The sequence below is a fragment of the Mesorhizobium sp. M0040 genome, assembly GCF_040323505.1.
GTDB lineage: Bacteria > Pseudomonadota > Alphaproteobacteria > Rhizobiales > Rhizobiaceae > Mesorhizobium.
This window is the reverse complement of the sequence record NZ_JAMYVA010000005.1, coordinates 164,481-184,835: the sequence shown is the minus strand read 5'-3', so window position 1 is coordinate 184,835 and position 20,355 is coordinate 164,481. Positions and strand designations below refer to the sequence as shown.

The window sequence follows — 20,355 nt, the reverse complement described above, 5'->3', positions numbered from 1 at the left end:
AGTGCATCAATTGAAAAGCCCGCCACGGTAGCGACCACGGGCGGGCTTTCAATGGGAGCGGCTACATTCCTGAGAAATCGACCGCTATGACCATAATGCATGACCAGTGGAACGGTTCCAGACGATTTTTAACCATTGGACATGCGGTCAAATCGGGACAACTGCCTTTTTCGCGCAAGATTCTCGAACTCTTTCGAAAACGCAAGGTCAGGCGCGTGAAACGACGGTTGCCCGTGCGCATCTTGAGGATTATTCGCTCAGTATGGCGTGCTGACGTGCGCTATATCGGGCGCCTTTGATACGGCACTTCTTGACGCCGGGGCAATCGGCAGGGCCTGTAGCGCCCCTTGGCGCGATCCGGCGAGGCGCCGTAAATCTTGACCAGCGTGCCAACCGCTCCATCTTATTCGTACCGGTGCTCGCTCTTCAGCGCGAGGTGTAACTGATATGTCGAGAGCTCTCTTCGCTTTTGCGCTCGCAGGCGTCTGCCTGACATCGACACCGGTGTATGCCGACAATGTCGATCTGGGGCTAGAAACTTTTCACCAAACCTGTCTTGCCCATGGCCCCGACTTCGAGCGAACCGTCGCTGTGGCGAAGACGCGTGGATGGACGCCGCTATCCGGTGACGCAGCGCTTGCTCCAGTCGATGACGTGGATGCCTTTCAGGGGTGGGCGGTGACTGGCAACGATCTACCTGCCGGAACCATAATAGCGGTGACCAAAGCCACCTTGAACGGCAAGGCCGTGCAGACCTGTTCCATCAGACTGTTCGACGTCGACCGCGCAACATTCGAGCAACGCTTCTTCGCCCGGACGGACGCCGAAAAAATCAGCGAGGACCGGAATGGAGATCAGGTCTCCAAAGTTTACATATTGATTGCAGGCAATCGAAAACAGCTCGTCCATTTGACATCGCCGGTCGGCACGGAGCGAACGAATTCGATCATTGCAAGCTCGATAGCCGACGAATAATCAGGCGCCGATGCCTCTTCCCGCCATCTTCTGGAACAGCTCGTCTGCCTGCGCCGGTGAAAGGTCCATGTCAGTAACGACCCACCAGGCGAGGACCGCAAGAAATGCTCCGGCGATGAACTGAATGGCGAATTCGGCAGGCATGCCGCGATCGCCGATCCGTTTCTCGACGAGTTCTTCCCGGACGGCTCGCCGGATACGCTCACGCAATTCGTCGTGGATCGTATCGCCGCTGCTTGCAAGCAACGCGTGGTGAAGCGGTCGGAATGCATGGGCGTGCTCGAACATGGGCAGGCTGAACTCGAACAGGCGGCTACCTGTTTCTTGACTTGCCGCCTCGCGCCTGCGGCCGATTGACCGCAGATGCGCCTCGATGGTCGCGCTGCGCAGAGCATCCTTGTCGGCATAGTGGGTATAGAAGGTCGACCTGCCGACATTGGCCCTCTGGCAAATGTCGTCGACGGTGATGGCAACATATCCCTGCTCCGGGATCAGGGCGATGAGCGCGTCCTGCAGCAGGCCGCGCGTCCGCGCGACGCGTCGATTGATCGTGTTCCGCTCGCCCGCTCGTTCGATTTTCATGGTCATGACCCCTGCAGTGCCCGGTTTCGGACATTCGGCGGTCCGGTGTCCGACAACATCATTTCCAGACAATGTGTCCATTATGATACGCCAAGTCCAGGAGCTCAAATCGGGTTTGGGCATGCCGCAATGAAGCAGAAGGTCGCCAGACATGCACTCATCTGATCATCACGCCGGCAACGGACCGCATTCGCGTAAGAGGGTGATAGCGTTGGCGCTGCTTGCTAAGCTATCGCTGGTCGCCGGCTTCCTCGTCCTCGCCAAATTGGGCATGGGCTATGTTCAGGCCGGCGCCTGGACGGCGGCATTCCACGGCCTCGTCCTCGCGGTGATCGCGGGATTGGCGCTGTGGGGCAGCCTGCGTCACAGGGCGCTCGTCGGCAACAGTGCGCAGAGCGCGAGCGATAGGGGCATCGGCATCGTCCTGCATCGGGCGGCGGCCTATGACTTGCTTGCGCGCGTTCTGACCTTTGGGCGCGAGGGCCGCTTTCGCGAGCTCATGCTTCGCCTGGCAAAGCTCCAGCCCGGCGAAGCGATGCTCGATGTCGCCTGTGGAACGGGAACCCTTGCCATTGCCGCGAAGCGGCTGGTCGGTTCGGACGGAACCGTCACCGGCGTCGATGCGTCGGCCGAAATGATCGAGAGGGCACGCGCCAAGGCCGAGCGGTCCGCTCTCGATCTGACTTTCGTCAACGGGACGGCGCAGGAGCTTCCCTTCAAGGACGCGCAATTTGACGTCGTCGTCGGCACGCTGATGCTGCATCACCTGTCGAAGCCCGTGCGATCGGCCTTCATCCGCGAGGCGGCACGCGTCTTGAAGCCAGCAGGCCGGCTGTTGCTCATCGATTTCGGCAGGCCGGTGCGCAAGTCTGGATTGCCCAGGCTCCACAAGCATGGTCATATCGAGATGCAGTCGGTCGCCTCGCTGTTGACCGAGAGCGGATTCCAAGTCGGCGATATCGGCGCCGTCGGAACCAAGAACCTGAACTATATTCGCGCAACGATGAAAAAGGACCAGCCAAGCCAGGCGTCGTGATCATGCTCAGACGCTAGTTGCATGACGACCTGTTCTGGTATGTCCCATTTCGGCCTGCTTGCAATGGCAGGTGTCCTACCTGATCTGGAATCGACGAGCGAAATGTGAGCGAAAAATGCAGCTGACAGGCATAGTATCAGGCGCGGCGCTGTTGCTCGCTTCCGCCGCGGCGGCGAACGCCCATCCGCATGTGTTTGCCGAAGCGAAGCTGGACCTGACCGTCGGTCCAGACAGAACGGTCAAGTCGCTTCGGCATTCCTGGCGCTTCGACGACCTCTTTTCCAGCACTGTACTGATGGAATTCGACAAGAATTCCGACCTTGTCCTTGATGCCAAGGACCTCGATGAAGTCGCTCTCACCGTCCATGCGTCGCTGGCCGAGCACAACTATTTTCAGATGGTGACCTTGAACGGCAAGGACGTGACGATGGCGCCACCGCCGAAGTTCAGCGTCAGCTATGAAAACGATCGACTCGTCGTCCAGTTCGAAACGCAGCCGAAGGACCCGTTGGCCCTTGCTGGAAAAGTCAGCATCGGCGTGTACGACCCGACCTTCTACACGGCGATCGATTTTACCGACGACGACAAGATTGCTGTGGCTGGCCGGCCTCAAGGCTGCTCACGCGCGGTCGTGCGTCCGGATCCGGATACGGCCATCGCGCAGAACCAGAAGAGCCTGACAGACGCGTTCTTCAGTGACCCAACGGGGACCGATCTCGGCAAGATTTTCGCGACGCGCCTTGAATTGACCTGCGGCTGAAGCGGAGCCGGTTCGATGGCCATGTTCCAGACGCTGGTCGACTTCCAGCGCACGATCTACCTAACGCTTGCCGAGCAGATCAAACTGCTTTCGGCTGGCGGCGGCTGGTTGGCCTTCATGGCCTTTCTGCCAATGGGCGTGCTATTCGGTGCGGCGCATGCCCTGACGCCGGGTCACAGCAAAGCCCTACTGGCCACGTATTTGGCCGGTTCGGACGCAAAGGTTTCGCGCGGTCTTCGGGTATCACTGGCACTTTCCTTCACGCATGTGACAATTGCGGTGCTGATCGCGGCGCTCTCGCTACCGTTGGTGTCTATAGCCCTGGGCAGTGTTGGCCGCGCGCCGCTACTAGAAGACGTCAGTCGCGGGCTGCTTGGACTCATAGGCGTCTGGATGCTCTGGCGCGCATTGAGCCACGGCCATCACCACAAGCATGAGGGCGAGGCCGTCGGCGTCATGGCCGGCTTGATCCCATGCCCGCTGACGCTTTTCGTGATGACCTTCGCAATATCCAGAGGCGTTCCGCTCGCCGGTATCCTGTTTGCAATCACCATGATGGCCGGCGTGGCGCTGACGCTGTCTTGCGTTGCGGTGTTGTCGATCCTGTTTCGGGAGCGCCTGGTGCATTTTTTCGACAGCCGGCCACGCCTGTTCGATGCCATTTCGCGGACGATCGAAGGCGCTGCCGGAATTGTTCTAGCCGGGGTAGCCGTTTGGCAAATCACGTCTCCTTAACGCCGTTTTGGAAAAAGGGACCATGCGACTAGAACCCAATCTCCAAGAAACTCCGGACCCAACTCTGCTTTTGGGGAAACAGAGTTGGGCGCATGACCGACGAGCCGCCTGCGACGACCTACGTTGTGAGCGTGTCGAGGCACCGCACTGGCGCAAAGTGTTGACGACCAAGGACAAGGCCAAAGCTCTGGCGACAGCGAGAGAGATGGGCGACAAGGTGAGGGTCGCGACGAATGCGCCGCAAGTCTAGCCAGGACAAAGGGGTGGTCGCACTCAAACCGCGCTGCTATCACGGCAAGACAAAGAATCTTCAGGCGTTCGCCATCGCAGAGCGTGTGGCTAGTGAGGTGTGCCCTTGCGTCCTTCAATTGCCGAACGGATTGCAATCCGCGAGCAACATACTGGATTCGCCTTCAGCCGACGATACCGGTTGCCCATTGCCGTGAGGGTTGTGAGCTCCTGGGGAGATCATGAGTGACCGACCGTCAAAAGATCGCTTGGATGATAGCGCTAGCCATACTTGCGGGCATTGCGGTGATTTTGCTCGATCACTGGATCAAGGGCGATCTATCCATGGCGCTGCCATTGACTTCGGTCGACAAGACCAACTCGTCTTCTGTCTGATCTCGTCCGCCGGTCGATGTCGGCCGGCTTTTGTTCGGTCGAGTTCGCAGCGCGAATTTGGGTTTGCTAGCCTTGATTGAGCAGGCCCCGGCGCTGCGGTAGCAGCTCCGGTTTGACGATCTTGGCCTAATGCGGTTGCGCAATAGCGCCAAATACGCTTCAGAGATGGCCCCAGTGAGATCAAGCAGAGGATATCATGCCGGCGGACGATGGTAGTCTACGCGACATTCTTGGAATTCTATTGGTTCTCGTACTCGTTGGCGCAAATGGCTTCTTTGTCGCTGCCGAATTTGCGTTGGTGGCGGTCAGGCGGAGCCGAGTCGACGAACTTGCTACCGCTGGACGCTTGAACGCCGGGTTGCTTCAAAGAGCCTTGGCGAATCTCGATGCCAATCTTGCCGCGACCCAGCTGGGTATCACCATTTCGTCGCTGGCGCTTGGCTGGGTTGGCGAACCTGCACTCGCCCATCTGATCGAGCCACTGCTGGTTGGAGCGATGGGGTCTCTTGCCACCGCCGGATCCCATACAATCGCCGTCGCAATTGCTTTTATTATCATCACTGCTCTCCACATCGTTCTGGGCGAGTTGGCGCCGAAAAGCCTGGCGCTTCAGCGTAGCGAGGGCACGGCACTCTGGGTGGTGCGGCCGCTAGGCCTGTTCCTGTTCCTGCTCAGGCCGGCGATCCTCGCTTTGAACGGTCTTGGCAATCTGGTGTTGCGTCTCTGCGGGCTACGGCCAGGGACGGGCGAGGAGTCCCTGCATTCGCCTGAAGAGCTGAAACTGCTTGTCGCGGCGAGCCAGGAGGCAGGGCTGCTTCACCAGACCCAGCAGGAGCTCGTCGAGCGCGTCTTCAACATTGGCGATCGGCGCATCGCCGATATCATGACGCCGCGGCGCGATATCGACTGGATCGACACTGAGGACAGTCCAGACGAGATTCTGCGTACCATCCGTGAATGTCGCCATGAGCAGCTTCTGGTCGGCCGTGGCGGGATCGATGAACCAATCGGCATGATCCTGAAGAAGGATCTCCTCGACCAAGTGCTCGACGGGAAAACGCTCAATCCAATGGCGGTCATCCGCGACCCCGTGATCGTTCATGAAGGAACGCCGATATTCCGCGTTCTCGATCGGTTCAAGAGGGCACCGGTACGCCTGGCGATCGTCATCGACGAATATGGCGCTCTGGAGGGGCTCGTCACCCAGACCGATCTGCTCGAAGCCATCGCAGGCGACCTTCCGGATCTGGACGGTGAGGACCCCGACGTCGTCAAGCGTGAAGACGGCTCCCTGCTGATCGACGGTATGATGCTGGCGCACGATGCTTTCGCTCTCCTCGGCTTTCGATCAGGGGCGGCAGAGGGTGATTTTCACACGATCGCCGGGTTCGCCCTGTCCCGGCTTGGGCATCTTCCGGAAGCTGGCGAGCACTTCGACTACGAGGGCTGGCGCTTCGAGATTCTCGATATGGACGGAAGGCGGATTGACAAGCTGCTCGCTCGCCGTGAGCCGCCTACATTCCACGGGAAGTCGCCCGGATAGTGGTCTTCGACGCCCATGACGAGAGGCGTATATGCGAGCAAAATTGAGACAGAGTAGTTGAACTGAACTAGTCAAAGCAGACGCGTTCAACTGCTTAATTCAGAATCTGGCTGAGAAACAGCTTGCTGCGTTCATGAAGCGGGCTTGTGAAGAACTCGACCGGAGTGTTCGTCTCGACAATCTCGCCCTGGTCCATGAACACAACGCGGTCCGCAACCTGGCGGGCGAATCCCATCTCGTGGGTGACGCACAGCATTGTCATGCCATCATCGGCCAACGACGCCATTGTATCTAGCACCTCCTTGACCATTTCGGGATCAAGTGCCGAGGTCGGTTCGTCGAACAGCATAATTTTCGGGTTCATGCAGAGTGAGCGAGCAATGGCTACGCGCTGCTGCTGGCCGCCAGAGAGCTGACCCGGATATTTGTGCGCCTGATCCAGAATCCCTACGCGCTCGAGATAGTGGATGGCGGTCTCTTCAGCCTCCTTGCACCGCAGTCTACGCACCCAGATTGGCGCCAGTGCCAATTTTCCAACACGGTCAGATGCGGAAAGAGGTTGAAATGCTGGAACACCATGCCGATGTCGCGGCGGATTTCCTCGATCTTCTTCAGATCGTTCGTTAGCTCAGTGCCGTCTACGACGATATGACCTTTCTGATGCTCCTCCAACCGGTTGACGCAACGGATCATCGTCGACTTGCCAGAGCCAGACGGTCCACAGATCACCAGCTTTTCGCCGCGACGAACGGTGAGATTGATGTTCTTCAAGACATGGAAGGTCCCATACCACTTGTTGACGCCAATCATCTCGACGGCAGCCATCTCGGCAGTAGAAGATCCAGGTTCAGCATGTCGCGTGCGAGGAGTGGAAGACAACATGTTCTTGTTCCTAGTGCGATGTCGGACCGCGCCGTTCGAGGAAGTCGGCGAAACGGGCGAAGGAGAAGGAGAGCGCAAAGAAGATCGCGCCGATGAATAGGAAGGTCTCGGCCGCCGGCGATGGCCATTCGGGATCCGCAAGCGCTGCCTTGCCGGAACTGATCAAGTCGAATAGGCCCACGACTAGGACAAGACTGGTGTTCTTGATCATGACGATGATTGTGTTGGCTAATGCAGGGATGGCCACACGGATGGCCTGTGGCAGGATAACGAGGTACTGGGTGCGCCAGAAGGGAAGGCCGAGCGCGGCGGCGGCCTCGTATTGCCCATTGGGGATAGCCTGAAGCCCGCCGCGGATGACCTCGGCCAGATAGGCCGCCGCAAAAATGGTCAGAGCAACCAGCGCGCGCACGAATTTGTCGGGCAGCAGCGATTCCGGCAGGAACAGCGGCATCATGATCGATGCCACGAACAGGATCGACAAGAGGGGAAGGCCGCGCACTGATTCAATCAGTACCACCGCGCCGATCCGCACCGCAGTCATGGAAGAGCGTCGGGCCAGCGCAAGCAGAATGCCGACCGGAAAGGCGACACCGATGGCAACGACGGTCAGTATCAACGTTACAGGAAGTCCGCCCCACAAGGACGTGGGGACTTCGACCAGGCCAAGGCCACCACCCATCAACCAGACGATCAACGCGAATGCTGCCAACCAGAGCGCGAGTAATCGGGGTCTCCAGCTAGTCGGGCGAACAGACCAGCCCAGCAGCGCCAGGATGAGTATGCACACAATGGCGGGACGCCAGCGGTCATCAATCGGATAGATGCCGAACAGGAGCTGGCCGGACTTGGCGTATACGAAACTCCAGCAGGCTCCAGCCGCCGCACGACAGGCGTTCGGGTCGGGTTCGAACAGCACTGCGTCTATGACGAGCCAGTGCAGCACTGGCGGGACGGTGACCATCAGCAGAGTGCCAAACACCAGCGTCAATGCGGCGTTGAGAGGCGTACCGAATAGGAGCCCGGCAGTACGCTGCAGGACTGGGAAGCGAATACGTCGTTCCAGGGGCTCGACGGGTAACGGGAGAGAAACGGCCTTCATGATTATCGCTCCACGATGGCGATGCGGCGGTTGTACCAGTTGGCTGCGCCCGACATGGTGAGATTGAGGGCGAGATAGACGCCGAGAATGATGAAGACGCCTTCAATGGAGTGGCTGGACTTGCTGATGGTTGTATTCATGACTGCAAGGAAATCCGGGTAGCCAACCGCAATTGCCAAGGTCGAGTTCTTGACGACGTTGATGTACTGGCTGTTGAGCGGTGGCACGATTACCCGCAGCATCTGGGGGATGACGATCAGGCGCAATATCTTGCCGCGCGGAAGGCCAAGCGAATGGCCAGCGTCCCACTGGCCGCGGCCGATCGACAGGACACCGCCACGCACGATTTCTGCTACGAAACCCGTTGTGTAGAGGGTCAATCCGATGAGGATCGTGCTGAGCTCCGGGGTCAGTTCTTTGCCACCTTCAAAGTTCGAGCCGGTGAAGACCGGCCAGTCGATGGTGAACCGCGCGTCAGCGAGCCAAATTCCTGCGGCGCTAACTGCCAGCACACTGGGCACGACAGCCTTCGGCGACCAACCTTTGCGTACTGCGATCCAGCCTGCGATAGCGAGCGCGATGGCGCACAAGATCATGAGGAGACCGGTCATGCCTACGTCGATGCCAACGGCTGGCACCACGAAACCGCGCATGGAAGCATAGACGCCAGGCAGCGGGTTGAGCGCTTCGCCGACTGGCGGCAACATTTTCCACCACAGCGAATAGAGGAAGATCAGAAGGACGATAGGGGGCGAATTACGCGCCAGTTCCACCCACACGCGACATGTGCCCGCAGCCAGTGGGTTGCTGCTCAGCCGCGTGATGCCCACGATCAGTCCGAGAATGGACGAGAAGACGATGACCAGCGTGGAAATGAAGACTGTGTTGGTCAGCCCGACTACAATGGCCCAGTAGTACGGATCCCGCGACTTGTATGTGAGGATTGCCTCGGAGATGACGATCCTGGACGGCATGGACAAGAAGTCAAAGCCTATCGGGATACCGCGCGCCTCAAGGTTGGCGAAGGTGGTGCTGACGAGTAGCGCGGCGAACGCCAGGAAAGCAGTCGCCAAGGCGGCCTGAATGATGATTGATCTGATTTTGGCGTCACTCAACATGCTGACCTCGGATCCACATCGCTATCGGAAGCGAGGAGCGCGCTAGGCGCTCCCCTCGACGCGCCTCAATCCCACGGGAAAGGGTAGTTCAAGCCGCCATCTTTCCACAGGGCGTTCAAGCCGCGTTCGACCTTGAGCGGGCTATCCTTGCCAAGATTGCGATCCCAAATCTGGGCGTAATTGCCGGTCTGCTTGATGACGTTGTAGACCCAATTGTCATCCAGCCCGAGGGGCTTGCCGAAGCCGGCTTCCTTGCCCAGCACTCGCTGGACCTCCGAATTGCCCCCAGCGAGCTTTTCGTCGATATTTTCCGACGTGATGTTGTTGGCCTCTGCCCAGAACAGGGCGTTTATCGTCCAGCGAACGATGTCGAAGAGCTGTTCATCGCCGCGCGCGATCGCCACGCCATTGGGCTCGGCAGCCTTTCCGACTTTGATGATGTCGTAATCGTTAGGATTCTTTGCGACCGAGGCACGCTGCCCTGCTGCCGCGGTTCCATCGGTGACGTAGGAATCGCAGCGGCCGCCGAAGAAGGCATCGCGGGCCTGGAGGGTCGAGTCGTAGTAGACCTTCTTCATCGAGATCCCGAACTCCTCCTCGGTTTCCTCGATCGCCTTCTCGGTCAAGCTGCCGCCGCCTTGAAGGCAGACTGTCTTTCCGTCGAGCAGCTTCGGCTCGGTGATTTTGTCCGCTTTGCGGACGAGGATGCCATCCGTGTCATAGAGGTTGATCCAGACGAAACGGACCACGGCATCACGCGTGTAGGTGATCGTGGACGTGCGCGACAGAATATCGATTTCTCCAGTCTGTAGCGCAGGAAGTCGCTGAGCAGCATTGAGCGGCACGTATCGGATCTTATCCTTGTCCCCAAGAATGGCGACCGCGAATGTACGACAAATGTCGGAATCGAAGCCGCGATAATACCCCTTTTCGTCGGGGCGAGAGAGACCGGGCACTCCCTGGCTCGCGCCGCAACTGACGTAGCCGCGTGCCTTTATCTTTTCGACGACGCTTTGCGCGGCCGCATCTCCCGCGCTTGAAGCCAGGCCGACCAGCCCGATCGCTAAGGCGGCAAGCCATTTATGCTCTTCGCATTTCATATCCATTCCCCTTTCGTTGAAGTTGTTGTCATTCTGCAGCCTTGGCCTCGCCAACTGTCGTTCGTCGCGTTTCCGCAAAGTGCTCGAAGGCCTGTGACAGATCGGCGAGAAGGTCGCCGACGGCCTCCAGGCCGATAGAGAGCCGCCAAACTGGGCCAGGCTTCAGCCAGTCGAGGCCACTGCGGCCCTTTCGAGGATCACTGACGGAGATCAGCGAGTGCACCCCGCCCCAGCTTGCACCTAGCCTGAACAGTCGCATGCGACGCAGAGCCTCGGATTGGTGGGGCGCTAGTTCCGGCTGCAACACAAACGAGAAGACACCTGCCGATCCGGCGAAGTCACGCTTCCAGGTCAAGTGGCCGGGATGGTCGGGCTCACTCGGATGCAGGATCTGCGCAACCTCGGGGCGCTCCGACAGCCACGATATGATGTTCTGCGCGGTGCTGTCGGCTTGGCGCATTCGCACCGGCATGGTCATCAGGCCACGCTCGCACAATGCGCAATCCTCCGGCGAAACGCCGTAACCGAGAAAACGCGCGGTATCCTTTAACCGCCGGAACAAGGTCTCGTCGTTCACCGCCACCGAGCCCATCAGCAGGTCGCCGTGGCCGCCGGCATGTTTGGAAAGTGCCTGCATCGAGATGTCGACACCATGCTTGAGTGGTTTGAACAGCAAGTGTGAGGCCCAGGTGTTGTCGACCGCGACAAGCGCGCCAGCCTCGTGGGCCGCAGCCGTGATTGCCGGCACGTCCTGTATCTCGAAGGTCGCGGAACCCGGCGATTCCGCCCAGACCAGCTGCGTCCTGCCATCTATCAACGCCGAAATGCTTCCATCGAGCTTGGGGTCGTAGGTCACCGCATCGATGCCAAGGGGAGCGAGAAGGCGGGCGGCCATTTCGCGTGCCGGCCCATAGAACGTCTCCGGGATCAGAACCCGATCGCCACCATGGCAGACGGTCATGGTCGTCAGCGTTATGGCCGCCATTCCTGAAGGGACGACGAGCGCCCGAGATCCGCCTTCCAGCGCAGCGATATGGTCTTCCAACTGGCGGCTGGTCGGAGTCCCGTAAAGTCCGTAACTGAAGCCATCGTACAGTCGCTCGACGCGGCGCTCGAAGGAGTCCAGATCGTCGAAGACCACCGTGGAGGCGCGTTCAACTGGCATCGCCAACGACCTGAATGGCTCCTCCGAGCGCCTGGGAGGATGGATATGTGAAGTGTCGTCGTGTCGGGTCATGGGCGGACTTTAACTGGCTCGCCCATTGCCATCTATGACCGTGGCGATAAAGATAATCCACTTTTGATATGGACCGCCAATGAACCCGCGCGACATCGATGTGTTCAACGCAATCATGATCACGGGTGGCGCCGGCGCAGCGGCGACGCTGCTGGATACTTCGCAGCCCGCGATAAGTCGCTCTCTGACGAAGCTGGAGTCGGAGCTCGGTTTCAACCTGTTCGATCGTATCCGCGGCAGGCTGGTGCCGACCCGGGAAGGAGAACTTTTCCACACTGAGGTAAAGGCCAATCTGGTGGGGCTGGATCGGCTCAGGCTGCGAGCGGCCCAGATCAAGGAAGTCGGGACGGGGACGATCCGCGTTGCCAGCCTCTCGGCACTCGGCCACGGTCTGGTGCCACGTGCGATCGTGGCATTCTCGAACAAACATCCACAGGTTCGCATCAGCTATCAGGTGCGCACGTCCAACGTCGTGCGCGACCTAGTGGCATCTGGCAGTTTCGACATCGGTCTCGCTGCCGACGAGATCGATACGACAGGGGTGCTGCACAGCATCTTCACCACCCCGCGAGCTGTATGCGTGATGCCGAAGAACCACCGTTTGGCTCGCAAGCCCGTTGTCACGCCTGCGGACCTTGATGATGAGGCCTTCCTGGCACTGTCGCCGGAAGACACGGTGCGGCTCGCCATGAACAGGATCTTTGCCGAACACCGCGTAAGGCCGCGCATCTTGATCGAAACACCTTACGGTCTGACCATCGCCATCCTTGCCGCCAAAGGCATGGGTATCGGTCTGGTCAATCCTTCCGTCATTGCCGACCGCATGATCGACAGCATCGTCGCCAAGCCATTCGAGCCAGCCGTCCATTTCCGAGCACTAATTTTGCGCCCGCCAGACGGCATCAATTCGACACTGACAACCGATTTCATCGCCGAGCTCTATGCAGCGCGCAATGTGCTATCGAGCGAGGACTAGGCGAACGAACTGTCGTCATTGTGACCTCAACCTCGATGGCCTCCGAAGGTGCTTGGTGATGGCCTTGAATTCAACTCGCTGCCTGCTTCCGCCTGACCTGGCTCAAACAGATATGAGACAGATTGATTGAAGGGAGGGGTTCTCCGAAGCTCGGGTTGCTGACACTAGTACTGGCATTGAATATTGGCGGAATAGCATTCGTCGATCTGCCGTCGTTGATCCCGTACGCGTGTCTGGCCTAGCGCGGAACGGCTTGTGTCGGTCTCCGAGGGATAGGCAAACATTGCCCGCGCCGTGGGAGCGGGAGTTTGAAAAAATTGTGATGGCGCCAGCAGGCTTATGGGCGGCAGCTTCGCACCGATGGCGGCAACCGAGATATTTGGAACTACGGCCTTACCCGGAAGCCGGTAAAGCGCGGCATCTTTTTGTGCGCCGCGGCGTTGCACAGAGTAGGTGTGTGGTGTCGGTGGACGTTATGCTTGTGCTTGCAAGGTATTACTCTAGCCGCTTTCGGGTGCGCGCGGTCAGAAGCCGATGCCCCCGCGAGCTTTCTGATGAGGTCTTTATGATGTTCCAGTTTATTGGCTATATGTAAATATATCACAAGCAAGATAATCTAATACTAAGAAAGATAATTTATATGTACATATATTTTAGCAGCGTAAGCGCGACTCGCATAGTATTAAAGCATGAATGTTTCCGGTCGCTAAATACGGTAGATTGGACACAAGAGTTATCTTAGACTATACTGTTTTTGATGCCTGCAGAAGTGTTCTGTTTTGGCAGTGACTGTTTATTTTGGAAAGGAATTAGCATGAAAAACTCAAACTTTACGGGCGCCAGCATTATTCCTTCTGCCTTCCTGCCCGAGGCTATCGCAGAGACGTCCGTGCAGGAACAGGAACCTGCACGTGGGAAGGGCAAGACTCCCGGGAGCAAAATTAAGAGGGTCGCCAAGGCATCCAGACCGCCGGCGACGTATGAAGAGCTCGGCATCCCTGCCGAGAAAATCCCCGTGCTCGTGGAATGCGAGAATATGTTCCGCGGGTCCGAACGCGTCGATGCCGAGCAGGTCTTCGTTAAGGGTGAGGCAGTAGCCAAGCCCAGACAGGCCTGTCCATCCCAGGAGTCGTTCGCGACGTGGTTGAAGGGTTGGTGCGGGCAGTCACGACGCACCGGCGATAACTTCATAGCGGTTCACGAACGGCTCGGCCAGTACCGGACGCTGTTCGTCGAACACAATGTGCAGCGTGTCGCGCTTTATGCGCTGTGCGCGGCGTCGCCTGAGAAGATCGAGGCGGTGGCGAACCGGTTGCGAGCGGGAGAGCGCCCGTCGGCTGCCGAGATCAGGGCCTTCGCCAGGGATGGCGCGACCAAGGCAGCTCCGCTTGAGCCAGCGAACATCGCCGGTCCCGAAGGCGTCAAGGCGTTGATCCGCGAGAAGACCGCCGCCGGGTTGCCTGCCCTCATCGGCCGCCTCTGCCGCATGCTTGAGGTTGTCCAGGAAGCCGTCCTCCGTCACGCCGGGGGTAAACCCCTGGTCAAGAAGAAGCTCGCCGATCAGTTGGTCCAACCAGCCCGCCGAGCCCGCGCCGAACTGGAAAACCTGGCGGCATTCGTCGAGCCCAATTCCAATGGCCCGGACTGGCTTGTGCATACGGCAAGATTCCCGGCCGATACCGGCTGGAGCCTGGTCTGGCACGTTCTCTATACGATGGCCGGCGCCGACGACTGGCCGAAGGACGACAGGTTCAGGCCATGGTTCTTGGAGAAGGTTCTGCCAAGTCTGGAATGGGCGGTCGGTCCGAAGCTTGCCGCGGCAACGGCCAAGGCCGTCAAGGCAAAGTTGGAAACTGAGGCAGCCACGCTGTCGGAGCGAAAGGTGGTGAAGCCGTCGAAAACACCACGGAAATTGAAGGGTCTCGCACAGGAGGGGAGGGACGCAGCTGAAGCGTTGTCCCCGATGTCCAAGCCGGCGCCGAAGTCGCCGGCTGCGAGCCGGAAGGTCGTCGAGGGCCCCATGAAAACGGCGGCACTGCTGAACGGCGAGCCCGCCGCACCGGGCGGGGTCGCGGGTGAAGCCGCCGGCACGCCGGAAGAGGCGATCGCCCCGAAGCGCGCGGCGAAAGCCGCTGCCAAAGGCACGCCGGCGGAGGCTTACGGCGAGAGGAAGCCGATCGGACCGGAAGAGCGCGTCCGCCGGATAAAGGCGACGCTGCTGGACGTCGCGGTGCCAGCGTTTGCCGCAAGGCCGCCACGGGAAGGATTCGTCAAGCCTCCCTTCCTGAAGGACATTCGCGAAGATAAAGGCGGATCGCCGAAGATGGGCTGACGCCGGTTTCCGAACCTATCGAACCTCGAAGGCCCTCGCCACAAGCGGGGGCCTTAATTTTTGGAAACTGTTTCGGGAACCTCTGACAGTCGCTGGGCGCAAGCAGCGACCGCATCGGCACGGGAAAGATGATAATGGCCCAGCGACGCTCGTGCGACCGATTGCGCGAAGGCAAGGCAAGGGTGAGCACGCCGGCGACCTCGCGAAGCGAGCAAGACCATCCGCACAACCTGCTTGATGACTATCGCAGTAGGCCGGCCCGCCGCGACCCGGCTCAATCGAATGCCAGAGCCTTCCAGAAGCCCTTTGGGCGGAAGCTATGGATCAATAGGACAGCCTTGTCTCGCGGTGTCTTCGATTGCCTGGGAGTTCGAAGCAAGGGTTCGCCGCGAGAAACGAAAATGTCTCTCGGTGGTTTGTGGCTTGCAAGGATCACCCTCACCTTTGTGGGAGGAGGCCGATCCCCGCGCCTGCCGCCGCTATACCCTGGACAACGGAGCATCAAATGAAACTCGCACTGACCCCACCGCCGTTCCTCGCCAGGTTCGCAAGCCTCCCCTCGCGCTACCGGATCGCGCAGGACCGGCTACTCGAGCTCGACCGGACTGGCCGGCTGCGTGCCATCACCGGGCTAGAGTTCGTCCAGCGGCTGATCGACGCCCGTGCGGAACTCGACAATCCGCAGAACGGTAGAAACGCGCGAACAATACAGCTGGCGCTGCAGCAATTCGAACGTGAGGTCGCAGCCTTCGAAGAGAAGCTTGTGGAAATCGACGCGAGGCTCCAGCTGAACTGACGATTGCCCAATCACATTCCGATGAGCGTCGGCAGTCATGATGAAACTCGTGCCGATGACACGCGCATCACCGCCCAACAGAGATCCTCCTGGAATTCGGAGCCCGGAATTAACCTTGCGATCGTTTGGAGGCGATCCACGCGATTATGGGGATTGAGATCTGTTCCGGATCCGTTCACATAAGGATCGTTCCGGCCATGTCCGGGATAAGTCGGCCCTCGACGGTGCTGGTAACACCGACGAAGGCCTGACCCGCAACCTGGATAAGAGGTCTTGGGCTATGAACAGCACTATCGTTTTTGTTTCCTTCGGGAAAGAATCTTCTCGCTTTCGGATGGCGGTGAGCCGCGCCGATTGCCGCCGGCATTGCGCGTCACACCAATTGCCGCCGCAGCTTGCGCCCCAATAGCGGCGCGCTGAGCGTAGCCTTCCCACCCGAGACGATCGATATCCGACCGGCGGACGCCGTGCGCGGATCGATCGGGCAAACATTGCCCATTGCCGCCATGGCGTGATCGTCGCAGGCATGAGCCGTGCTTCCGGCGCCGATCGCCTCCATCGTCATCAAGGAGAATTCCATGAGCCACAATCCTGTGCTCTCGACTTCATCGTCGGCATCAGCATTTGTCTATTCTGCCGTCATTGCCGATCTCGAACCCGATTTCGCGCGCATGGTCGACAGGGCAATGGCTGCGGTGCTTTCCGGCGACACCAAGCCGGACACTGTCTTCGGCAACTGTGCAGGCCTGAGTGGAGGGGGAACATGTCGGTCCGGCGGTTGTCCGTCTCGGCGAAGCCCGTGTCCGGCGGACGCCTGAGAGCGATGCGCGGGTAAAAGTCGGCTTCGCCCGGACGCGCGCCAGCCCCTGATTGGTAGGGCGGACCGACAGCCCGATCCGCGCCCACCATCACCCCAGACAACCACACGATCAAAAAGCCCGCCTCGCCGGCGGCTCGGAGAATTTTGTCATGAGCACACGCACATCCATCAGCAAGCGAAGCCTCACCAAAACAGCCGCCAGCGCCGGGCAAGGCTTGCGGTCCGCGACTGACGCCCAGGGGAAAACCTCCTTTGCCGGAGCTGGCCGCAAGATCGGCTCCGAGTCCCGCGTGCATGCCGATCAGGGTCGGCCTTCCCGACCGCTCGCCAGCAAGAGTGCAATCTCTCGGCATACGCCGGACCCGATGACATCGAGCACGAGCGTGTCCACGACAGCGCGGCCGGAGTGTGTCCCGCCCATGATTGCCAAGGCCGATGCGGTCGACGGCGCGGGCCTCGGTCTCGCAGCGCTCGACTGGCAGTCACCTCCGGTCCTAGCTCCAACAGCGAGGGCATCGAACGCGCTCCTCGGCATTCTCGGTCACAGCGAGCAATGCATTGGCCTTGCAATGAGCGGTCAGATCGCGGTCTGCGACTGCCGGACAAAGCCGATGGAAGATCCAGCTGTCGCTGTCGCACTGGCGATGCACTATGCGCGCACCGCGATCGATCGGGGGATTCCAATCCCGGAGGTCGTTCTGGAGCTTCTTGCTCTGCGCGTGCGGGAAGGCGACCTGGCTTGTCGGGCCGTCGGCGAGTGGCTCGACGAGCGTGGTTTGCTCGATATCAGATTCCCACCCAGCGTAGGGAGAGATCGGTGATGGCTGCGCGTCTGGGCAAACATTTTCTCTGGCGGCTTCGCCACAACGCCGAAGCCTCCGCGCTCGACCGCGCAGTCGGTGCTGGCATTCTCGTCGATGACATCCGCATCATCGACGGATGCAGGGTCGGCTCTTTACGCCGCATCTCACCATGCTGGAAAAATCCGAGGCCGAACTCGCGCGCTTGCTCTTTCGCCTGGGCGGCATTGTCAGAGGTTCCGAGCGGGAGGAGAGCTTCACGGAATGCGAAGACGAGGACGGACTTTCGCAATCGCGCGTGGTTCTGTCCTCGAGCAAACGGGGTAGCGCGGCGCGGCCAGCTTCCTCGAAAAAGAGGGGTGCGGGGGCCTTCCGGACACATCATTTGGATTTGAGGACAAGCCTGCTCCGCCGCATCCGCCAGACAATCGAACCGCCGCGGGCGGCGGAGGTGGCAACACTTCTGATGCTGGCGCAGGCGGTTGCCGACGATCCGGCCGCGCTCGCCGAGGTGCTTCGGATCCTGAAACTGCCAAGGCCGATCATCACCATCGTCGGCAAGGTCAGGGGCTTTGAGGGCTGCTTCCTAGATATGCTTCGCAGCGGCATGATTCTTCCGGGAAAGGTCGCTATCGCGAGCGGCCATGAGATTCATCGCGACGGCAGTCTTCGGTTCAGCCGCGACGAAGACGTCAGATCGCGAGCTGTTGCATTCGCCAGCCGATGGTTCGATCCCGACGACGCTGACAAAACCGACTGGCGCGTCGGTCGGGCGGCGATGGACGCTTTCCCGATCCTGGGCGTCGCCGAAGACGAGAGCCGCCTGCCCGAGAGGCTGAGACGGGCGGCCCAACTCAACCTCGCATGCGGCCCGTTGAATGGGACTATCATTGGAGACACTATGGCTGCCGTGCTCGGTGAGGAGACTAAGGACGGACTCAGCCAGGTCGACTGCTCCCTGCTGACGCTCTCCGATCTCGCCATCGCTATCAGGCCTGGCGTCTCAGTCACATCGGCTTGGGACGTGCTTGCAAATATCGCGGGGGAAAGGCGAAAGTCGGTCGGAGCCGGAGAGGGATCCAACGGCGGTAATGAGTCAACCAGCAGCTCCAGCTCCAAGACCCAAGCCAGCAACGCGACCAAGACAGGCCGCGGCAAGGAGCAGAGTTCTGGCAGCGAGATCATCCAGCCTGCGAAACTGACCGGCGGCGAGCAGGATCGTTTCATCCCGCGCGTCGAGACGCTGACAGGGTACGGCGAAGCCCGGGACTGGTCGCTGTCGTTGCAGGCTGACCTGGCATTGTGGCGCGAGGGCAGGCTCGCATGGGAGGTGATGACCACAAAACTGCTGTTGGCTGGCCCGCCCGGGACGGGCAAGACGAGCTTCGCCAGGGCCCTTTGCAACACGCTGCAGATCCCGCTGATCGTCACTTCCGTTGCGACCTGGCTGGAACCCGGCTATCTCGGCGACGTGCTCCGGCGCATGAAGGCGGCATTCACGGAAGCCGAAGCCAACAAGCCTGCGATCCTTTTTGTCGACGAGATCGACGGCATCGGCAAGCGGGGAAACGCGTCCCGCTCCTATGACGAGTACTGGACCTCTTTCATCAACCAGGCGCTGACGCTGCTCGACGGCGCGTCGAAATCTTCCGGCGTGATCATCGTCGGGGCGACCAACAATCCCGACGCCATCGACCCGGCGCTGCTGCGCTCGGGCAGGCTGGAAAAACACATCGTCATTCCGCGGCCCAACACCGATGCGTTGATCGGTATTCTGCGCCATCATTTGCGAGCTGATCTCGATGCGGTAATTGCGAGTGCGCCGACACAGGCCCCCGCCCGGGCGGCAACCGCGGCGTCTGTCTCTGAGCCTGGGGTTGACCGTGCCCAGGCTTCGATTGCCAGCGACGGCAGGACGACAGGGCCGAAGAGGGACACCGTCATGACTGATCCAGTCGACGACGAAGCGCCTGCCACGTCGCCTCAGGTCACGGCGAAACAGGCGCGGGCGAACAGGCAGGGCAGGAGAGGCGCATGAGCAGTCCCGTGCAGAACACATCATCCCCTTACGCACCAGCTCACGACGTGTTGCGCCGCCTTGCGATGAAGGCGAATGGACTAACCGGCGCCGATATCGAGCGGCTCGTGTGCGAGGCCCGGCAGAAGGCAAGGCGAGAACAGAGACCGTTGGAGTGGCGCGATCTCGAGGCCATTCTCACAGTTGCCAAGCCCGCAAAGCCTGAGAGCTTGCGGTGGCGCGTGGCGCTGCACGAATCCGGCCATGCCGTCGCCCGTCTGGTGCTGAAGCTCGGCAGGGTGACCATGATCACCATCGACGGATGGGACGGCGGCGGCATGGTCGAGACCGACCAGCCAGCAGTCGATGAGGAGACGGAGGAACGCGCCGAGGCTCTGCTGCAGATCAGGCTCGCAGGCCGCGCGGCGGAGAAAGAGCTGCTGGGCTCGGTCACGGCCGGATCAGGTGGGACTTCGTCCAGCGATCTTGCAGGCGCCACAGAGTTGGCCCTTGCGATGGAGACGTCGCTGGGCTTTGCCCGGAATGCGCCGCTGCTCTATCGCGCGACCGACGACAGGGCTTCGCTGCTGATCTACAATCCCGACATTGCCAACCGCGTCAACGCTAGGCTGGAAGCGGCCTACGCCAAGGCGTGCGAACTGATCCGGCGGAATCGGATGGCGATCGAGACGCTTGCCCGCGCGCTCATGGACCACGACACGCTGGAGGGCGGGGAACTGGGCAGCATCTTTCAGCAACTCGAAGAAATGCTGGCTGTTCTCCCGAATCCATAAAGCCCGCGGCGAACGGTGGCATTCGGAGCGGCAGCGCTGAACCCGCCGATGCAGGGGGTGCGAAGAATGGCGGCGAGGCCATGTCGAAGGCAGCGTAGGTCGATTGCACGTGCAGCCAACTCGATC

Annotated in this window: 18 protein-coding genes and 1 pseudogene; 12 read left to right on the top strand and 7 right to left on the bottom strand. The window is 60.2% G+C overall.

The window, feature by feature from the left end:
• The first annotated feature begins 447 nt into the window (after positions 1-447).
• Positions 448-975 carry a hypothetical protein gene (locus tag NKJ91_RS07075; protein WP_352454967.1) on the top strand — a complete coding sequence of 176 codons (528 nt, stop codon included), beginning with the start codon at positions 448-450 and terminating at the stop codon, positions 973-975.
• Here the strand turns inward: NKJ91_RS07075 and NKJ91_RS07070 are convergent, their stop codons facing one another.
• A complete protein-coding gene (locus tag NKJ91_RS07070; RefSeq protein WP_352454966.1) occupies positions 976-1,557 on the bottom strand; it encodes a TetR/AcrR family transcriptional regulator in 582 nt (193 codons plus the stop codon). It lies immediately after the preceding gene.
• A gap of 211 nt (positions 1,558-1,768) precedes the next feature.
• Here NKJ91_RS07070 and NKJ91_RS07065 point away from each other — a divergent pair, with 211 nt between their 5' ends.
• From NKJ91_RS07065 to NKJ91_RS07045, 5 genes are all read left to right on the top strand, one after another.
• The gene (locus tag NKJ91_RS07065) at positions 1,769-2,593 is read left to right on the top strand and encodes a class I SAM-dependent methyltransferase (RefSeq protein ID WP_352454965.1); all 825 of its coding nucleotides are present in this window, start codon (positions 1,769-1,771) and stop codon (positions 2,591-2,593) included.
• 115 nt (positions 2,594-2,708) lie between these two features.
• On the top strand, positions 2,709-3,353 hold the full coding sequence (locus NKJ91_RS07060; protein WP_352454964.1) for a DUF1007 family protein: 645 nt from the start codon (positions 2,709-2,711) through the stop codon (positions 3,351-3,353).
• Between the two features lie 21 nt (positions 3,354-3,374).
• Positions 3,375-4,088 (top strand): HoxN/HupN/NixA family nickel/cobalt transporter, encoded by a 714-nt coding sequence (locus NKJ91_RS07055; RefSeq protein WP_352455033.1) that lies wholly within the window; start codon positions 3,375-3,377, stop codon positions 4,086-4,088.
• Positions 4,089-4,562: 474 nt separating this feature from the next.
• Complete coding sequence (locus NKJ91_RS07050) at positions 4,563-4,712, top strand: hypothetical protein (protein ID WP_352454963.1); 150 nt, start codon at positions 4,563-4,565, stop codon at positions 4,710-4,712.
• Positions 4,713-4,908: 196 nt separating this feature from the next.
• Positions 4,909-6,255: a hemolysin family protein gene (locus NKJ91_RS07045; protein WP_352454962.1), complete on the top strand. Its 1,347-nt coding sequence runs from the start codon at positions 4,909-4,911 to the stop codon at positions 6,253-6,255.
• 94 nt (positions 6,256-6,349) lie between these two features.
• On the opposite strand, the pseudogene NKJ91_RS07040 reads toward NKJ91_RS07045, so the two are convergent.
• The 5 genes and pseudogenes from NKJ91_RS07040 to NKJ91_RS07020 form a co-directional block, all read right to left on the bottom strand.
• Positions 6,350-7,080 (bottom strand): annotated as a pseudogene (locus tag NKJ91_RS07040) (amino acid ABC transporter ATP-binding protein).
• A 67-nt stretch (positions 7,081-7,147) separates the two neighbouring features.
• Positions 7,148-8,239, bottom strand: coding sequence for an amino acid ABC transporter permease (locus NKJ91_RS07035; protein WP_352454961.1), 1,092 nt, complete (start codon positions 8,237-8,239; stop codon positions 7,148-7,150).
• 2 nt (positions 8,240-8,241) lie between these two features.
• Positions 8,242-9,357: an amino acid ABC transporter permease gene (locus NKJ91_RS07030; RefSeq protein WP_352454960.1), complete on the bottom strand. Its 1,116-nt coding sequence runs from the start codon at positions 9,355-9,357 to the stop codon at positions 8,242-8,244.
• 65 nt (positions 9,358-9,422) lie between these two features.
• The gene (locus NKJ91_RS07025) at positions 9,423-10,463 is read right to left on the bottom strand and encodes a transporter substrate-binding domain-containing protein (protein WP_352454959.1); all 1,041 of its coding nucleotides are present in this window, start codon (positions 10,461-10,463) and stop codon (positions 9,423-9,425) included.
• 22 nt (positions 10,464-10,485) lie between these two features.
• Positions 10,486-11,694 (bottom strand): trans-sulfuration enzyme family protein, encoded by a 1,209-nt coding sequence (locus NKJ91_RS07020; protein WP_352454958.1) that lies wholly within the window; start codon positions 11,692-11,694, stop codon positions 10,486-10,488.
• 79 nt (positions 11,695-11,773) lie between these two features.
• Between NKJ91_RS07020 and NKJ91_RS07015 the strand changes: the two genes are divergently transcribed.
• From NKJ91_RS07015 to NKJ91_RS07005, 3 genes are all read left to right on the top strand, one after another.
• Entirely contained in the window at positions 11,774-12,670 is an 897-nt protein-coding gene (locus NKJ91_RS07015) for a LysR family transcriptional regulator (RefSeq protein WP_352454957.1), read from the top strand.
• A 757-nt stretch (positions 12,671-13,427) separates the two neighbouring features.
• Complete coding sequence (locus NKJ91_RS07010; RefSeq protein ID WP_352454956.1) at positions 13,428-15,002, top strand: hypothetical protein; 1,575 nt, start codon at positions 13,428-13,430, stop codon at positions 15,000-15,002.
• A gap of 505 nt (positions 15,003-15,507) precedes the next feature.
• Positions 15,508-15,798: a hypothetical protein gene (locus NKJ91_RS07005; protein ID WP_352454955.1), complete on the top strand. Its 291-nt coding sequence runs from the start codon at positions 15,508-15,510 to the stop codon at positions 15,796-15,798.
• Positions 15,799-16,171: 373 nt separating this feature from the next.
• On the opposite strand, the gene NKJ91_RS07000 is transcribed toward NKJ91_RS07005, so the two are convergent.
• Positions 16,172-16,378 carry a hypothetical protein gene (locus NKJ91_RS07000; protein WP_352454953.1) on the bottom strand — a complete coding sequence of 69 codons (207 nt, stop codon included), beginning with the start codon at positions 16,376-16,378 and terminating at the stop codon, positions 16,172-16,174.
• Between the two features lie 659 nt (positions 16,379-17,037).
• Here NKJ91_RS07000 and NKJ91_RS06995 point away from each other — a divergent pair.
• From NKJ91_RS06995 to NKJ91_RS06985, 3 genes are all read left to right on the top strand, one after another.
• A complete protein-coding gene (locus NKJ91_RS06995) occupies positions 17,038-17,439 on the top strand; it encodes a hypothetical protein (RefSeq protein ID WP_352454952.1) in 402 nt (133 codons plus the stop codon).
• Positions 17,440-17,869: 430 nt separating this feature from the next.
• A complete protein-coding gene (locus NKJ91_RS06990; protein ID WP_352454951.1) occupies positions 17,870-19,456 on the top strand; it encodes an AAA family ATPase in 1,587 nt (528 codons plus the stop codon).
• Entirely contained in the window at positions 19,453-20,229 is a 777-nt protein-coding gene (locus NKJ91_RS06985; RefSeq protein WP_352454950.1) for an ATP-dependent metallopeptidase FtsH/Yme1/Tma family protein, read from the top strand. Before NKJ91_RS06990 ends, NKJ91_RS06985 begins: the two co-directional genes overlap by 4 nt.
• Positions 20,230-20,355: the final 126 nt, after the last annotated feature.

Bases quoted from the DNA above. Each gene is read 5' to 3' on its own strand.
- NKJ91_RS07060 (WP_352454964.1), top strand. From the start codon at position 2,709: ATGCAGCTGACAGGCATAGTATCAGGCGCGGCGCTGTTGCTCGCTTCC.
- NKJ91_RS07020 (WP_352454958.1), bottom strand. From the start codon at position 11,694: ATGACCCGACACGACGACACTTCACATATCCATCCTCCCAGGCGCTCG.
- NKJ91_RS06985 (WP_352454950.1), top strand. From the start codon at position 19,453: ATGAGCAGTCCCGTGCAGAACACATCATCCCCTTACGCACCAGCTCAC.
- NKJ91_RS07055 (WP_352455033.1), top strand. From the start codon at position 3,375: ATGTTCCAGACGCTGGTCGACTTCCAGCGCACGATCTACCTAACGCTT.
- NKJ91_RS06995 (WP_352454952.1), top strand. From the start codon at position 17,038: ATGATTGCCAAGGCCGATGCGGTCGACGGCGCGGGCCTCGGTCTCGCA.
- NKJ91_RS07030 (WP_352454960.1), bottom strand. From the start codon at position 9,357: ATGTTGAGTGACGCCAAAATCAGATCAATCATCATTCAGGCCGCCTTG.
- NKJ91_RS07015 (WP_352454957.1), top strand. From the start codon at position 11,774: ATGAACCCGCGCGACATCGATGTGTTCAACGCAATCATGATCACGGGT.
- NKJ91_RS07005 (WP_352454955.1), top strand. From the start codon at position 15,508: ATGAAACTCGCACTGACCCCACCGCCGTTCCTCGCCAGGTTCGCAAGC.
- NKJ91_RS07070 (WP_352454966.1), bottom strand. From the start codon at position 1,557: ATGAAAATCGAACGAGCGGGCGAGCGGAACACGATCAATCGACGCGTC.
- NKJ91_RS07045 (WP_352454962.1), top strand. From the start codon at position 4,909: ATGCCGGCGGACGATGGTAGTCTACGCGACATTCTTGGAATTCTATTG.
- NKJ91_RS07075 (WP_352454967.1), top strand. From the start codon at position 448: ATGTCGAGAGCTCTCTTCGCTTTTGCGCTCGCAGGCGTCTGCCTGACA.
- NKJ91_RS07010 (WP_352454956.1), top strand. From the start codon at position 13,428: ATGCCTGCAGAAGTGTTCTGTTTTGGCAGTGACTGTTTATTTTGGAAA.
- NKJ91_RS07035 (WP_352454961.1), bottom strand. From the start codon at position 8,239: ATGAAGGCCGTTTCTCTCCCGTTACCCGTCGAGCCCCTGGAACGACGT.
- NKJ91_RS07000 (WP_352454953.1), bottom strand. From the start codon at position 16,378: ATGGAATTCTCCTTGATGACGATGGAGGCGATCGGCGCCGGAAGCACG.
- NKJ91_RS07025 (WP_352454959.1), bottom strand. From the start codon at position 10,463: ATGGATATGAAATGCGAAGAGCATAAATGGCTTGCCGCCTTAGCGATC.